At 68.8% G+C, this 14536-nt stretch carries 13 protein-coding genes; 5 read left to right on the top strand and 8 right to left on the bottom strand.

Annotated features, from left to right (window positions below; genetic code table 11):
* Window positions 1–405: 405 nt before the first annotated feature.
* The gene (locus IU476_RS10745) at window positions 406–615 is read left to right on the top strand and encodes a hypothetical protein (protein ID WP_195099117.1); all 210 of its coding nucleotides are present in this window, start codon (window positions 406–408) and stop codon (window positions 613–615) included.
* 33 nt (window positions 616–648) lie between these two features.
* On the opposite strand, the gene IU476_RS10740 is transcribed toward IU476_RS10745, so the two are convergent.
* Both IU476_RS10740 and IU476_RS10735 read right to left on the bottom strand, forming a co-directional pair.
* Window positions 649–1383 (bottom strand): MerR family transcriptional regulator, encoded by a 735-nt coding sequence (locus IU476_RS10740; RefSeq protein ID WP_195099115.1) that lies wholly within the window; start codon window positions 1381–1383, stop codon window positions 649–651.
* A 37-nt stretch (window positions 1384–1420) separates the two neighbouring features.
* The gene (locus IU476_RS10735; protein WP_228823469.1) at window positions 1421–2845 is read right to left on the bottom strand and encodes a serine hydrolase domain-containing protein; all 1425 of its coding nucleotides are present in this window, start codon (window positions 2843–2845) and stop codon (window positions 1421–1423) included.
* Between the two features lie 157 nt (window positions 2846–3002).
* Here IU476_RS10735 and IU476_RS10730 point away from each other — a divergent pair, with 157 nt between their 5' ends.
* The 3 genes from IU476_RS10730 (at window position 3003) to IU476_RS10720 (ending at window position 5718) form a co-directional block, all read left to right on the top strand.
* Window positions 3003–3734 carry an SDR family oxidoreductase gene (locus IU476_RS10730; protein ID WP_195099111.1) on the top strand — a complete coding sequence of 244 codons (732 nt, stop codon included), beginning with the start codon at window positions 3003–3005 and terminating at the stop codon, window positions 3732–3734.
* Between the two features lie 186 nt (window positions 3735–3920).
* Window positions 3921–5102: a CBU_0592 family membrane protein gene (locus tag IU476_RS10725; protein ID WP_195099109.1), complete on the top strand. Its 1182-nt coding sequence runs from the start codon at window positions 3921–3923 to the stop codon at window positions 5100–5102.
* Between the two features lie 118 nt (window positions 5103–5220).
* Window positions 5221–5718: a YybH family protein gene (locus IU476_RS10720; protein WP_195099107.1), complete on the top strand. Its 498-nt coding sequence runs from the start codon at window positions 5221–5223 to the stop codon at window positions 5716–5718.
* Here the strand turns inward: IU476_RS10720 and IU476_RS10715 are convergent.
* Entirely contained in the window at window positions 5715–6197 is a 483-nt protein-coding gene (locus IU476_RS10715; RefSeq protein WP_195099105.1) for a GbsR/MarR family transcriptional regulator, read from the bottom strand. The genes IU476_RS10720 and IU476_RS10715 overlap by 4 nt on opposite strands.
* A gap of 78 nt (window positions 6198–6275) precedes the next feature.
* On the opposite strand from IU476_RS10715, the gene IU476_RS10710 reads away from it, so the two are divergent.
* Window positions 6276–7091, top strand: a complete 816-nt coding sequence (locus tag IU476_RS10710; RefSeq protein ID WP_195099102.1) for a class I SAM-dependent methyltransferase — start codon at window positions 6276–6278, stop codon at window positions 7089–7091.
* 10 nt (window positions 7092–7101) lie between these two features.
* Here the strand turns inward: IU476_RS10710 and IU476_RS10705 are convergent, their stop codons facing one another.
* From IU476_RS10705 to IU476_RS10685, 5 genes are all read right to left on the bottom strand, one after another.
* Entirely contained in the window at window positions 7102–10023 is a 2922-nt protein-coding gene (locus tag IU476_RS10705) for an FAD-binding and (Fe-S)-binding domain-containing protein (RefSeq protein WP_195099100.1), read from the bottom strand.
* Between the two features lie 283 nt (window positions 10024–10306).
* Window positions 10307–10774, bottom strand: a complete 468-nt coding sequence (locus tag IU476_RS10700; protein ID WP_324194000.1) for a MarR family winged helix-turn-helix transcriptional regulator — start codon at window positions 10772–10774, stop codon at window positions 10307–10309.
* Between the two features lie 41 nt (window positions 10775–10815).
* On the bottom strand, window positions 10816–12504 hold the full coding sequence (locus IU476_RS10695) for a nitric oxide reductase activation protein NorD (RefSeq protein ID WP_195099098.1): 1689 nt from the start codon (window positions 12502–12504) through the stop codon (window positions 10816–10818).
* Window positions 12501–13316: a CbbQ/NirQ/NorQ/GpvN family protein gene (locus tag IU476_RS10690; protein WP_195099096.1), complete on the bottom strand. Its 816-nt coding sequence runs from the start codon at window positions 13314–13316 to the stop codon at window positions 12501–12503. The genes IU476_RS10695 and IU476_RS10690 overlap by 4 nt, the downstream gene beginning before the upstream one ends.
* A gap of 2 nt (window positions 13317–13318) precedes the next feature.
* Window positions 13319–14488 (bottom strand): spirocyclase AveC family protein, encoded by a 1170-nt coding sequence (locus IU476_RS10685; RefSeq protein WP_195099094.1) that lies wholly within the window; start codon window positions 14486–14488, stop codon window positions 13319–13321.
* Between the last annotated feature and the right edge of the window lie 48 nt (window positions 14489–14536).

Genomic DNA, 14536 nt, shown 5'->3' with positions numbered 1-14536 from the left:
GGCGGTCGTTCGGGTTCCGGGGCTTCCCGAATCCTCGCATGCGACAGCGGGATTCGAGGCCGGTGTGGGCACGCAGTGATCATCCTCTCGCTGCGGCTGCGAACTTCTCGACGAGCTGAGTGCGACAGGACGACACACGAACCGTTGCCCGTGTCTCCGTTGCGGGATCGCACCGACTCACCTTGACAGCATCTATGTAGCAAACAGTTTCAGGAGTTGATTTCCGGCCATCGCGACCGCGTGACCACGGGCCGACTCGGCGTGTCGCATGGTTCTACCAGTGCTATCCGGATGTTTACCGCGCGGTCACGCGAGATGTCCACCGTTGCGCCGACCAACCTCTACTATGTTGCCGAAAGATCGCTGAGCGAGGCGGTCTCGTGACACCCGAGGGGGTAGGTGGGAATGTCGGCTCTGGATCCGGTGGTCAGCCCGATGCGCATGATCGCGGCGCGTGCGGGCCGCAAGGGGTTCCGGCTCGAGCAGACCAGCGGAACCGAGCCGGTCCCCGGGCGCTGGCACGTGCTCGAATTGTCCGGCGAAGTACCCGTATTCACCGGCAGCCTCGACGAGATCAACGACTGGCTGGGTAGCTGCCCGCAGAGTGCCGTGTGACCGGTCCGTGTCGGGGCGTGGCCCCGGAGCGGTCTAGGTGACTTCGGGGTTGCCTTTCACTAATTCGGCGAGGCGGTCCCAGGCCGGTGACGAGGCACCGGGCTGGGATTGTGCGACGAAGCGGGCGGCGGCCGGATTGTGCGGTGGCCGGGTTTCGGATCGGTTCTCGTGCTCGGCGAACCAGGTTCGGATGCGGTTCGCGAGGGCCGGGAGGCGCGGGTCGTGCGGTGACCACTCGTAGGCGGCGTCTTGTTCGAGATAGATGGCGCGGAACTCGGGATCGGTGATCAGTTCGCGTTTCTCGGTGATCCAGACCTGGGCGTCCTGCGGGGAAATCGTCTGCAGCAGAATCCAACCGTCGCGCTCCAGTCGGATGTGGCGTTCACTGACGCCGAGTTCGCGCAATTCGTCGAGATAGTCGGCGACCTCCGGGGAGACGAACAACCGGTCCCCGCCGCGCAGCTCGGCGAGCCTGGCGCGGGTTCGCCGCAGCTGTGCCATGCGATCTCGGAGGTCCCGGTCTATCTCGGCGATGGCCGCGGAAAGTTCTTCCGGGCCGCCGCCGAGCAGGTCCTTGATGCGGGCCAACGGCACGCCCGCATCGGCCAGAGTCCTGATCTTGAGGAGGTCGATCGCGTCCTGGGCGGTGTAACGCCGGTAGCCGGACGAATCGCGGTCGGGCTCGGCGAGCAGGCCGCGTTCGTGATAGTGACGAATGGTTTTGGTGGTCACTCCGGCGTAGTCCGCGAGCCGGCCGATCGTGATCATGCCCGACATCTTTCCATTCGGCGCTCGCCCGGGATGATCACGCGCGTCGGGTCAGGCGGCCGCCGCCATTGCGGAAGCGTGCTTGCCCGTCGTGAATGTCGTGGTAGGACACGAGCAGCAGCCGGAGATATCCGTCGAACGTCTCGAGTGGATATCCGGCGGGTGCGAAAAGGCCGGGCCGGATCGGTATGTAGCGCTGCGGCGGGGCGGCGGTCATGCCGCCGGCGAACGCGGTGAAGATGTCCCGCTGCGAGTCGTCCGCCGGTTCGTAGGTCATCCGTTCCTCGAGCTGACCGTCGACGATGGCGACATCGACGCGAAGCTGATCGGACCGGTAGGTACCCACGTAGGGCGTGAGATCGACGTCGGATTCGAATTCCGTGACGAGAGCGGGAATTCGGACGCCGAGATGCTCACGCAGGAGCCATTGCAGAATCTGGTCGTGCAGCATGATGGCGTCACCGGAATTGCCGTAGGCGGTGAAGACCAGATCATGTTCGGGCACGACGCACAGAATGGACACCCCGCCGGGCGATGCGCCCGACATCGCGAGCACGGTCGTGTCGCCGAACGGATACCGCACCCAGCCGAGACCCATCGGCGGGACGTTCGGGCTGGCCATGTCGTAGGCGACCTGCCGCATCGCCGTGGTCGACGCGGTCGTCAGAACTCTTGTGCCGGAAGGGGATACACCGCCGTCGAGGTGCGTACGCCCGAAGGCGAGCAGATCGGCGACGGTGCCGATCGGCGTGCCACCGGCCGGGCCCCAGGTGTCGGGCAGCATGAACATGCCGGTGGGCGCGACCGCCATCGTCTGCGGGTCGGTGAAATGGCCGACCGCGGTGCTGCGCAGAATGGCCTGCTCGGCCGAGGTGCTGGAATCGCGCATTCCGACGGGCGCATAGACATCGCGCTCGAGCAGTTCGGGGAAGGCGATTCCGGTCACCACTTCCAGCAGACGTCCCGCGACGATCATGCCGCCGTTGGAGTAGCTGAGCTGCTCGCCGGGTTCGAACAGGGTGCCGCAGTTGTTCGCGAGTCCGTCGACGTAGATTTTCAGCGCGTCGCGGCCCTCGGCATTGGGGAAGAACAGGTCGGCATCGATGCCGTTGGTGTGCGAGATCAGGTGCCGGACAAGGATTTTCTCCGCGGCGCCCGGAGCAGCCAGCGCGAATTCGGGGAGATACCGGACGACCGGCGTATCCAGGTCCAGGACTCCGCGTTCGACCTGTTGCAGGACCAGCGTGGTGGTCAGAACCTTGGTGACCGAGCCGAAAAGGAATCCGGTGTCGTCGAGCATCGGTGCACCGGTAGCGACATTCGCGACGCCGTGGGCGACGACAACCTGCTCCCCGGCGTGGTAGACGCCGACCACAACCCCGGGAACATTGTTGGCGTCGCAGTAGGCGGCGACCCGCTCCCGAATCCCGACCTCGACCGTGTGCAGTGCGTTGTTGTTCATGCGAAACATCGTCGAACCTTGCCCCAGGGGCAAGGTCAAGCCCCCGACGTGGCGGTGATCCTCGCCGAGCCGTGCCCACCTCGGGGACCATCGAGTTCTTGCCTCGCGGGGACCGCTCCGAGATCATGTCGGGGCACACTACGAGTGGGGACGAAGGATGAATTCAGATCTGTCCGGGCGCACGGCCATTGTCACCGGGGCTTCCCGGGGAATCGGGCGCGCGATCGCGGTCCGGCTCGCCGCGCGTGGTGCGGCCGTCGCCATCGGCTACCTGCGCAATCGAGAGAAGGCGGAGGCGGTTGTCGCGGAAATAGCCGAGCAGGGCGGGCGGGCGATCGCCGTGCCGGGCGACCTCGCCGATCCCGCCGCGGTACGGCACCTTTTCGACCGCGCGGAAGACGAATTCGGCACCCTCGACATCGTGGTCGCCAATGCGGCCGATGTCGTGATCAAACCCGTGATCGACTGCACGGAAGAGGAATTCGACCGGCTCTTCGCCGCCAATGCCAAGAGCGCGTTCTTCACCATGCAGGAAGCGGCGCGGCGGCTGCGCGACGGCGGACGCATCATCGCCACCTCCACCGGCGGCACCCGCATGTTCTTCACCGAGACCTCGCTCTACCTCGGCACCAAGGCCGCCGTGGAGCAGTTCGTGCGCGTGCTGTCGCGGGAACTCGGCCCGCGCGGCATTACCGTGAACGCCCTGTCGCCCGGCTTCACCGACACGGACCTGCTCCCCGAGCGCGACCGCGAGGTCGCCGCGCAGATGTCGCCGTTCGGCCGCGTCGGCCTTCCCGAAGACGTCGCGGACGTCGCCGTCTTCCTCGCAGGCGACGAGAGTCGTTGGATCACCGGGCAAAATCTCGGCGCGGGCGGCGGCGTCTTCTGATTCAGGCCAGCCGTACCTACGTATCCGCACCGCTACCTATGGACCGGTTCGCCGGGGCCGGATTAGGTTGAACTCGCCGAAAACGCCCGTGCTGCCACCGGGTTGTTCTCCTGCTTTCCGGCAAGTGCGGAGCATTCATGATTTGTGCGAATTCGTCGACGGCTCAACGCGTGTGGGGCACGAGGCATGGCAGTGCCTGCGGTGGGTGACGTACTACAGATAGCGGGGGCGCTGTTGCTGCTCGGTGGGTTCATCGGCGCGCAGCGGGGACTGACCGATGATCGTTCGGCCGCCTATCTCGTCGCGAACACGACCGGATCGGCGGTGCTGGCGGCCTTGGCCTATCTCGGCCGGGACTGGGGTTTTCTGCTGCTGGAAGGCACTTGGGCGATCGTCGCCGGTAGTTCGTTGTGCACATCCCGGTGGGTGTCGCGGTCGCATGACCTCGGCGGCGCGTCCGAGGTTTCGCTGGGGCACGCTCGAGCGTCGACTCGTGCGCTCGACGAGTCGTCGGCCGCTGTGCGGACGGACGAATTGAGCCGGCCGGATCGGCTCATCCACTTCTTCCGGGATACGTATGCGGGGTCGCAAGGGCGTCAATGGTTACAACCGCATGTGATGTGGTGGATGCTGGCCTTTCTGCGCGACAACGATGTTCGGGTCGACCTCGATTCGCTCGCCGCGCCGGATTTGGCCGACCGCGCGGCGGCGATGGCGCTTCCGCGCAGTCATCAAGAGGTGACGCCGTCGGGTCATGTGGAAATGAATTTCCGGTTGTGGTGGTCGATTCTGGGTGATATCGCCCGCGTCGTCTACGCCCCGCGATGGCGTCGACTGCTCGAAACGGGCGGCGCGCGGCTGGTCGATGCCGGGCAGTTGGAGAAACGGGCGCTCGGGCTCGGCCTGCAACCGTGGATGACGAGTGCGACGTTCGAGGAATTGGCCGGCATCGCCAGGTCTCTCGCCGTCATCGCCGAGCACGAGCGGCTGCGGCTGGTGCCCGCCGACGAAATCATGGTGCGCGTCCTACTTCCCGAACTGCTGCTGGCCGAAATGCACTGGCTCCACATCCCGCCGGGACGGCCGCCGCGCCACGATCGGCCCGCACCCGACATCGTGCTGCTGCGCCGCTGCGCGCTCGCCCGCGCCCGCTGGTCCGACGGCCGCTACCTCGATCCACTGGACCAGCTGTATCTACGCGCAGGAGACCTGCTCGAGCGCCTGACCGGGCTCCCCGACCACGCGCACGACGACGCGTCGCGGCGCATCGTCACGCTGTACACGGAACTCCTTCGGCGAGAACGCGCGTCGGAGACTCCGGAGCCCCACGGGACCGAGCCGATCACCGCCGCGAGAGAGGGCAGCTGACAAGCTCCCCGCGCCGATCCCCCTTCACCGGCGACCTCACATTCTGCGCGGCTGTGTCGTCGGACTATCGAGGCCGCCGCAGGGCGCCCGTTCCGGGCGGGAATCGAAGGGAGACACGGTGACATCGAACGAGGACGAGATCAGGGCCGTTCTGGCCAGCCGGACCGAGGCTCAGCGATCGAAGGACATCGATCGGCTCATGTCGTTCTACTCCCCCGATACCGTCTACTACGACGCCGTGGCCCCGCTTCGGTTCACCGGAGCCGAGGAGATGCGGCGCAATTTCGTGCGGTGGTTCGACGGGTATCAGGGTCCGATCGGCTTGGAGACACACGATCTTACGATCGTCGCGAGCGACGAGGTCGCCTTCGCCAACATGCTTCATCTGGACTCGGGGAAACACAAGGGCGGCATCGAGTTGGCGATCTGGGTGCGGGAGACGGTCTGCCTGCGGCGCGTGGCGGGCGCGTGGACGATCACGCACGAACACATCTCGCTCCCGTTCAACCCCGCGAACTTCCAGATCTGGTTCGCGACGGAGAAGGACTCGCCCGTTCGGCGCGGCAAGAACGTCTTACAGGTGGCCGTGTCGGCCCTCGTGGCGCGTTTCGCCTAGTCGGGCTCCCCCGCGGACGCTTGGAGCTGTCGCCACTTGGCCATCGACTGTTCCATCTCCGTGCGCAGGAACTCGAAGAAGCGGCGGGTTTCGTCGAGCCTGCGGCCGGCGGGGGAATCCAGGCCGAGGAGTGCGGCGCCCTCGTCGGCGCCTGACTGGAGCTGGGCGAGGAGGGGGTCGGATTGGCTGATGTAGTGGCTCCAGGTGTGCTCGTGGACTCGGCAGAAGTCGCGGCGGCTGCCGGGCTCGCGGCCGCGTTCGACCAGGCGCACCTGCACCAGGTACTTGATCGCGCCCGAGATCGCAGGCGCGCCGACGCCCAGTTGCTCCGCGAGTTCGGCGGCCGACAGCTTGCCCGAGTCGGTGAGCATCAGCGCGGCGAACACGCGCGAGGCCATGCGCGGCATGCCCGACTCGATCATGGTCTGCGCGAACCGTTCCCGGTAACCGACGAGAGCAGCCTCGTCTCCTCGTGTCATCGAAGCTCCTCGTCCGGTCGGCTGCGGTCATGTCACATATTTCACGAACTTCGTGAAATATTAGTAGTGTCGGTGGGTGTGAACGACAGCGGACTCGTGGGAGTGCAGCAGACCGCCAACCCGGTGCTCAAGGCCAAGGCGCTGGACAACCGGCTGCCGGAACCGATTCTCGGGGACGACTACGCCGAGCGGGTGATGCGGCAGCTCGACCCCGACTACGACAAGGGCAGATTCGGCACGAGTCAGTTGGGGCTCGTCGCCGTGGTGCGCGCCAAGGCACACGACGACTGGGCGCGGGAGTACCTCGCCGAGCATCCCGACGCGGTGGTGTTGCACCTGGGCTGCGGGCTCGACGCCCGGGTGTACCGGCTCGACCCGCCCGACACCGTCGACTGGTACGACCTGGACTATCCCGTCACCATCGAACTGCGGCAACGGTTCCTGCCGCCGCGCGACCACTACACCCTGCTCTCCTCCAGCGTCACCGACCTGGCCTGGCTGGACCGCATCCCGCGCGGCCGGCCCGTGCTGATGATCGCCGAGGGCCTGGTGCCCTATCTGACCGAGAGCGAAGTGCGGCAGCTGCTGGCGAGCGTCGTCGACACGTTCCCCACCGGGCAGATCCAGCTCGACACGGTGTCGGTCTGGGCGTGGCGGACCTCGAAGTGGGATCCGACGCTGCGCAAGTACGGCACCCGATTCCAGTGCGGTTTCGACGATCCGGCCGCGCTGGCCGAGTTCCATCCGCGGCTCGAGTACGTCGACGAGGCGCCGATGAACGACTCGCCCGTGCTGATGGCCAAGGCACCCGCGGGCACCCGCCGCGTCTTCCGTCTCTTGAACCTCGTGCCGGGCATGCGGAAATCCACCCGCATCGTCCGATTCCGGTTCTGAGACAACGCCTTCAGCCGGATTCCGAACGCGCGCGGACCTCCGCGCGGCGGCCGTCGGAAAGCTTCCCGGCGAGGAGTTCGGCGAGGTGGGCGGCGCGGAGGTGGGCGAGATGCTCGATCTGGGTGCGGCAGGAGAACCCGTCGGCGAGGACCACCGTCTCCGGGGACGCGGCGCGCAGGGCGGGCAGGAGCTGAGTCTCGGCGACGGCGACCGACACGTCGTAGTGGCCGCGTTCGGCACCGAAATTGCCTGCCAGGCCGCAGCATCCGCCCACGGCGGCGACCTCGGCCCCGGCCCGTTCCAGCAGACGGCGGTCGGTCTCCCAGCCGAGTACGGCGTGGTGGTGGCAGTGCGGCTGGGCCAGCACGCGCACGCCGGTGAGGTCGGGCAGCCGGTAGTCCCCGTCGCCGGTCAGCAGCTCCGACAGGGTGCGCACCGCGCTCGAAACCGCTTGCGCCTGTGCGGTTCCCACCATTTCGACGAGGTCGGAGCGAAGCACGGCGGTGCACGACGGCTCGATGCCCAGGACGGTCATCCCCCGCTCGACGTAGGGGTGCAGGGCGGCGACGGTCTGTTCCAGCCGTCGCCGCGCACCGTCGAGCTGTCCGGTGGAGATCCACGTGAGCCCGCAGCAGACGCCGCGCTCGGGCAGATGCACCCGGTAGCCCGCCGCGCGCAGCACCTCGAGCAGCGCGGTCGCGACGGCCGGGGTGAAACTGTCGGTGAAGGTGTCGACGAACAGCACGACGTCCTTGGTCGCGCCGCCCGCCGCCGCACCGCCTTCGGAAGGACTGCGGGACAGAGTGTTTCGCTGCGCCGCGCGCCACGCCTTGCGGTCCGCCGACGCACCGAGGGCCGGGATGTCCCGGCGCACGTCGATGCCCGCGATCCACGCGACCAGCGGATGGGTGGCGCGAATCGTGCCGAGCCGGTTGGCGATCCGGGGCATGCGACGCGCGGCCCGCAACCACAGCGGCAACCGGCCCAGCGAATAGTGCGACCGCGGCCGGAGCTTCCCCTTGTACCGGTGGTGCAGAGCCTCGGCCTTGTAGGTGGCCATGTCCACCCCGGTGGGACAGTCGGATTTGCAGCCCTTGCAGCTCAGGCACAGGTCCAGGGCCGCATGGACTTCCGGCGCGGACAGGCCCGCCGGGCCGAGGTGACCGGACACCGCGTCCTGTAGCACCCGCGCGCGCCCGCGGGTGGAGTCCTGTTCCGCGCCGGTGGCCTGGAAGGACGGGCAGATCACGGTGGCCGACGGGTTCGGGGCGACGCAGCGGCCCACTCCGGTGCACCGGTGCACGGCCCCGAACAGCCCGTCGGCGTCGTGCGGATAGCGGAACGCCAGCGGCTGCGGCACGGCGGGGGCCGGGGTGTAGCGGATGTCGGTCGCCGCGGGCGGCGGGTCGACGATGATGCCTGGATTCAGCAGATTTCCCGGATCGAAGTGTCGCTTCACCCGGCCGAACAGCTCCAGCGCCGCGGGCGAATACATGTGCGCCAGTAGCGCACTGCGTGCCCGGCCGTCGCCGTGCTCGCCCGACATCGAGCCGCCGTAGGTGCCGACCAGTTTCGCGGCCTCGTCGAGGAACTGCTCGAATCGGTCGCGGCCGCGCCGATCGTCGAGGTCGAAATCGATCCGCACGTGCACGCACCCGTCGCCGAAGTGTCCGTACGGCACGCCCGTCAGCCCGTACCCGGTCAGCAACTCCTCGAACTGCGCGAGGTAGGCGGCCAGGTGCTCCGGCGGAACGGCCGCGTCCTCCCAGCCCGCGTGCGCGGGACGGCCACTCGGCGTGCGCGCGACCAGCCCCGAACCGTCCTCCCGGATCTTCCACAGCGCGGCGGCCTCCCCCGCCGACCCGACCAGCCGCCAGTCCAGCGCACCGCTCGCCGAGGCGACCGCGGCCACCATGGCCTCCAGTTCGGCGCGCTCCGCCCCGGCGAACTCGACGAACAACCACCCCGCCCCGCGCGGCATCGCCGGCACCGCACCCGGACGCAGGGCACGCACCACCTCGGTGATCCTGCTGTCCAGGCCCTCACACGCGATGGGCGAGAACGGCAGAATCGCCGGAACGGCGGCGGCCGCGGCGACCATGGTCTCGAAACCGAGCACCCCCATGACCCGATGCGGCGGATCGGCCACCAGCCCGACATCGGCTTCGACCACGACGCCGAGGGTGCCCTCGGAGCCGACGAACAACTTCGTGACATCGAACCCGTTCTCGGGCAACAGGGAATCCAGGGCGTACCCCGAGACCTGCCGTCCGAAGCGGCCGAACTCGGTGCGGATGGTGGCCAGCGATTCCCGCACCGTGGCCCGCAACGGCGCGAACAGCGCGGGCTCCGCCGCCCCCGCGGCGGCGAGACTGCCGAGCCGCAGATGCTCCCCCGACGCCGTCACCACGTGCAGGCCGCGGACATTGTCGCTGGTGCGGCCGTACCCCAATGCTCGCGAACCGCAGGCGTTGTTGCCGATCATGCCGCCGATCGTGCACCGCGAATGCGACGACGGATCCGGCCCGAACCGCAGGCCGTGCGGCGCGGCGGCACGCTGCAAGGTGGCGTGCGCGACGCCGGGAAGCACGCGCGCCGAACGGCTTTCGGAGTCGACGGCGAGGACCGCGTCGAGGTGGCGGCTGTGGTCGATCACGACGCCGGTGCCGATCGCGTTGCCCGCGATCGAGGTTCCCGCTCCGCGGCTGGTGATCGGCACGCCGTTCGCGGCGCACGCGGCCACCACCGCATCGATCTCCTCGGACCGGCGGGGAAATACAACCGCGGCGGGCGGGATCCGGTACACCGAGGCGTCGGAGGAATACAGCGAGCGGGTGAGGGTACCGGCATCGACCTCGATCCCCGCGCCCTCCAGCGCGGCGACGACCGCGGCGACGGCATCGGCACTCGGGCGCGAACGGGACGGATCCACGGAAACTCCTCACTGGGTCGGCACGGACCTCGATTCGGTTCTCCGGCAAGTTCCACCCGACTGTATCGGCCACGACCGACAGCACCGCCTCCGCCCGCGCCCGCCGGGGTGCAGCCTGCGGCTTCACGCCAATGCGGCCAGCAAGCGTTGCAGTGCGGGCAGCACCGACGCAGGCATCTCGCCAGCGCGGCCAGCAACCGTCGCAGCGCGCGCAGCACCCGACTCGGGCATCAAGCCAGCGCGGCCAACAAGCGTTGCAGCGCGCGCAGCACCGACTCAGCCATCACGCCAATGCGGCCAGCAGGCGTTGTAGTGCGGGGAGTGCTGATTGCATGGCGGCTCGATCGGCCTCGGAGAGTTCGGCGAGGGCCGTGCGTAGCATCGCGGCGCTGGCCCGGTCGTATCGTTCCAGTAGTTGCCGGGCGCGTGGGGAGGCCACCAGCAGTGCGCCGCGGCCGTCGCGGGATACGGGCAGGCGGTCGACGAGTTCGGCCGCGGTCATGGCGCGAATGAGATTGCTGATGGTGGATTGCGCCATGTTCAGTTCGGCCGCGGCCTTACCCGGCGCGAGCCCGCCGGTGGCGACCAGCAGCCGCAGCAGTTCGATCTGCGCCTCGGGCAGGTCGGGCAACCCCTCCGCGGCGCGCGTGCGCCGCAGCACCGCCCGCCGCAGCGGCCCGAGCAGGGCGCTCAGCTGAGCCTCGAACGGCATGGCCGACAACGGGTCGGCTCGCGCGGCGGATGCGTCCACGCAGCCATTGTGCCTGTGCCCGGACCGCGCGCACGGCGGCCTCACCCACGTGCCGGTGCCGGCGCGCCGAGTTCCCGGAGCGCGGCGACGAACAGTTCGTCCATGCGGGGGCTCAGTTCGGCGAGCGTGGCGGCGCCCGCGTAACCCGCGGGACCGAAGACGCGTTCGAGCGCCGCGGATTCGATGCCCGCGCCGAGGGACAGGCACAGGCATCCGACGCCGTCGCCGCGCAGTTCCTCGAGAGCCTTGCGGGCGTCGGCTTCGGCGTAGCGGCCCTCGTAGCCGTCGTCGTAGGGAAACCCGTCGGACAGCACGAGCAACAGCCGATTGCCCGTGCCCGCTTGGGTTTTCAGTATCTCTCCCGCGCCGCGGATGCCCGCGCCGAGACGCGTGTACCCGCCGGGTCGCAGCTGGTTGAGCCGGGCTCGCCCGACCGCGCCGAAGCGCTGCCCGAACGTCTTGATCGCCGGGAGGTGGACGGCGTGGCGGCCGTGGGATCGGAAGGCGTAGACCGCGACTCGGTCGCCGAGGCCCTCGAGGGTGACGGCGAGGGTCGCGGCCGCGCGGCGCTGGTGGTCGTGCACCGCGCGGCCGTCGGGATCGGTGTCGGTGGCCGATCCGGAGGCGTCGAGCAGGATGAGGACGCCGAGATCGCGCGCCAGTTTCCGGTGTTCGCGGTAGACGTTTTCGGGTGGGGAGTAGCCCGAGCGCAGGTCCACGAACAGGTCGATGAGTGCCTCGAGATCGAGTTCGTCGCCGTCGGGACGACCGCGAAGTACCTTGGGACCCAAGCCGACTCGGGCCAGCCGTCGCCGCAACTCGTCGTCGGCGGGGACACCGGCGGCCGCGATGTCGGCGTCGGCCGTGTGCGGGAAGTCGATCACCCGGCACCACTCGGGACGGTATCGGTGGTGGTGGACATCCCATTCCGGGTAGCGGGCGCCGCCCACCCCGACCGCGGCACCGGGCTTGCCGTCGTCGGTGAAGCGGATGCGCGCCGGGAGCGGGCGGGCATGCGGCCCGGCCGATCGCGCCCGCCGCACGGCACGCACCGGCGCCTCGGCACCGGCGGGACCGTTGCCCGGAGAACGCTTGCCGCCCAGTTGCTTTCGCAGGAGGTCCAGCAGCGTGCGGGAGGCGAACAGCGGATTCTCGAACAGCTTCGCGATCTTGCTCTCGCCCGCATCCGGGGTGTCGCCGTCGTCGTCGGCCTCCGGCACGTCGAGGGGATCGAACTCCAGGCGCACTTCCCGATCGGTGGGCCGAGCGCCCGCTCCGGCGGCCGGCGCCAGAAGCCGGGAAGGCCTGAGGACACCGAACCATTCCGGTGGGTCGGCGACCCTGTCGCGCCCGCGCGCCACGGCGAGCGACTCGTCGGCGGAGGCCGTGCTGGCCGCGCCGACTTGAAGATCCGCGACGAGTGGCACACGGTCGACGAGATCGGCGAGCACCCTCCGACCCTCGAGAGCCAGATACCGGCGCGCCACGGCCGGACGTCCCCGCACCGCCTTCACCCGACTCGCCTCCAGGCTTCCGGCACCGAGCAGCCCGGCCTGCACCAGCAGTTCCCGGCGCTGCTCGCCGTCCGACCGACCCGCGGTGAGGAAGATCGTCCGGCCGTCGGTATGCGCGGCCACCCCGGCCGGTGCCGCCGCGACCTCAACCGACCGACCCGCGAGGAAGGTGGCGAGCAGCCGGAACCGGCCGACCTCGCCCGGCTCGGCGGTCATGACCGCGGCAGCACGGCGTCGGCGAGTTCGCCCAGGGCACGGACGATTTCGTGATCGTCCGACAGCGCCTGCACGACCGCCGACCGGACCGCGCCGCGCAGGTCCAGCCCCTCGGCCACCAATCCCCCAGCGAGGATCAGCATGCGCGTGGACGACACTTCCCGCAGCGGCGACCCGTCGAGGGTGCGGATGGCGTTGCCCAGGGTCACCAGCGCGCGGGCGGTGTCGTCGTCGATCCCGGCCTCGTGGGCGACGATCTCGGTCTCGATCTCGGCGGGCGGGAACCCGAGTTCGATGGCGACGAACCGCTGCCGCGTCGACTCCTTGAGGTTCTTCAGCACGCTCTGGTAGCCGGGGTTGTAGGAGATGACCAGCTGGAACCCGGGCGCCGCGGGCACCGTCGTGCCGAGCCGATCGACCGGTAGTTCGCGACGGTGATCGGCCAGCGGATGGATCACCACGGTGGTGTCCTGGCGCGCCTCGACCACCTCGTCCAGGTAGAAGACGGCGCCCTGCCGCACGGCCCGCGTCAAAGGCCCGTCCACCCAGACGGTTTCGCCGCCTTTGAGCAGGAACCGGCCGACCAGGTCCGCCGAGGTCATGTCCTCGTGCCCGGCGACGGTGATCAGGTCGCGGCCGATCTCGGCGGCCATGGCCTCGACGAACCGCGTCTTCCCGCAACCGGTCGGGCCCTTCAGCAGTACCGGCAGGCCGCGGCGGGCCGCCGCGCGGAAGACCGCCTCCTCGTCGGCGACCGCCTTGTAGTACGGCCGCTGTGAAAGGGTCTGCACGGCATGGTTGTCGGTCAGCATGGTCAGTTCCCCCGATCGAACGGAACGATTTTCGGCAGTTCTCTGCCTTCGGGCAGCACCAGCCGGCCATCGGGATCGATGTAGCCGGAGTCCCTGCCCGGTATCGGCAGCACCGGATCCGGACACAGCCGCCCGGTGCCCTCGCCGCAGATACCCATGTCGAAATATGAACGCTTCTGGATGTCCTCGGGCCAGGATTCGGCGTGCATGCCGAACCACTGCGCCGGAATGTTGTAGAACACGAAGAAGAACACGCTGCACGCCGCGAAGATCGCCAGGAAGCGCACGCCCTGCTGTTTCACGAAGCCGCCCTGGATTCGTTCCAGCCCGCGCTCCACGAAGGTGCGGCCCCGGTCGTCGGTGAAGTAGCGCAGCGCGCACAGGCCCGCCTGCACACCGCCCCACATCAGCCCCTCGTACAGCGGCCACTGGTAATAGGTGCCCGCGTTGATCGACAGCGATTTGATGGCGCCGGGATAGGTGAACAGCCCCATCGGCATCAGGAACAGGCCCTCGATCACGAAGTCGAAGACGAACGTCCACGCGATCAGCACGCCTATCAGCCCGTAATTGTTGAGCCGCGGCCAGCGCGCCTTGGCGCGGCGCATGATCCAGCAGCCCAGAATCGTGCACAGCAGCACGCCGTAGGAATAGCCGGGCGCGTTCATCAGAATGGGTTCGGCCATCATGCGACCCGGTTCGCCGTAGGACCGCCAGCCCGGGACGTGCTGCACCCACGAGCCCATGTTCCACATCCACGTGTTGTATGTGCTCCACGTGTTGAAGTAGTTCAGCAGCGGATCCTGGAACCACAGCAGGCCGCACGCCACCAGCAGCATGCCGTCTAGGGTGAGGCGCCGCTCCCGCCGCCACGGCCGGACGATGAAGTAATAGATCCCCACCGGCAGACCGATCAGAATCACCGCCGTCCAAGTACTCAGAATCACCTTCATGAAAGTCGGTGGGTCGCTCGGTCCGGTCGGCACTCGTTCGAAATACGGGCCTGTCGCCCACCGAATCCACACGTACAGCTGGAAAGCCAGGATCAGGCCCCCGAGTAGCGCCCAGACGCGCACCGGTTTGCCGCGCGACCCGATCCGGGCGTCCAGTGCGGCCGCCGCGCCCGCGGGCTCGGTGGTGGCTGCGGTTCTGCTGTCCGACGGTCCACTCATGACACCGTCTCCTTCTCGCTCGTCGCCGTGCAGCGCTAATATACCAAC

Origin of the sequence: Nocardia blacklockiae (assembly GCF_015477355.1) — a bacterium.
Lineage (GTDB): Bacteria > Actinomycetota > Actinomycetes > Mycobacteriales > Mycobacteriaceae > Nocardia > Nocardia blacklockiae.
Note: the sequence above shows the minus strand (reverse complement) of the source record. Positions and strands in the feature narration are given on the sequence as shown.

What these genes read in the sequence shown, in the direction of transcription:
- IU476_RS10745 (WP_195099117.1), top strand. Translation starts at nt 406, where the DNA reads ATGTCGGCTCTGGATCCGGTGGTCAGCCCGATGCGCATGATCGCGGCG.
- IU476_RS10740 (WP_195099115.1), bottom strand. Translation starts at nt 1,383, where the DNA reads ATGATCACGATCGGCCGGCTCGCGGACTACGCCGGAGTGACCACCAAA.
- IU476_RS10735 (WP_228823469.1), bottom strand. Translation starts at nt 2,845, where the DNA reads ATGAACAACAACGCACTGCACACGGTCGAGGTCGGGATTCGGGAGCGG.
- IU476_RS10730 (WP_195099111.1), top strand. Translation starts at nt 3,003, where the DNA reads ATGAATTCAGATCTGTCCGGGCGCACGGCCATTGTCACCGGGGCTTCC.
- IU476_RS10725 (WP_195099109.1), top strand. Translation starts at nt 3,921, where the DNA reads ATGGCAGTGCCTGCGGTGGGTGACGTACTACAGATAGCGGGGGCGCTG.
- IU476_RS10715 (WP_195099105.1), bottom strand. Translation starts at nt 6,197, where the DNA reads ATGACACGAGGAGACGAGGCTGCTCTCGTCGGTTACCGGGAACGGTTC.
- IU476_RS10695 (WP_195099098.1), bottom strand. Translation starts at nt 12,504, where the DNA reads ATGACCGCCGAGCCGGGCGAGGTCGGCCGGTTCCGGCTGCTCGCCACC.
- IU476_RS10690 (WP_195099096.1), bottom strand. Translation starts at nt 13,316, where the DNA reads ATGCTGACCGACAACCATGCCGTGCAGACCCTTTCACAGCGGCCGTAC.
- IU476_RS10685 (WP_195099094.1), bottom strand. Translation starts at nt 14,488, where the DNA reads ATGAGTGGACCGTCGGACAGCAGAACCGCAGCCACCACCGAGCCCGCG.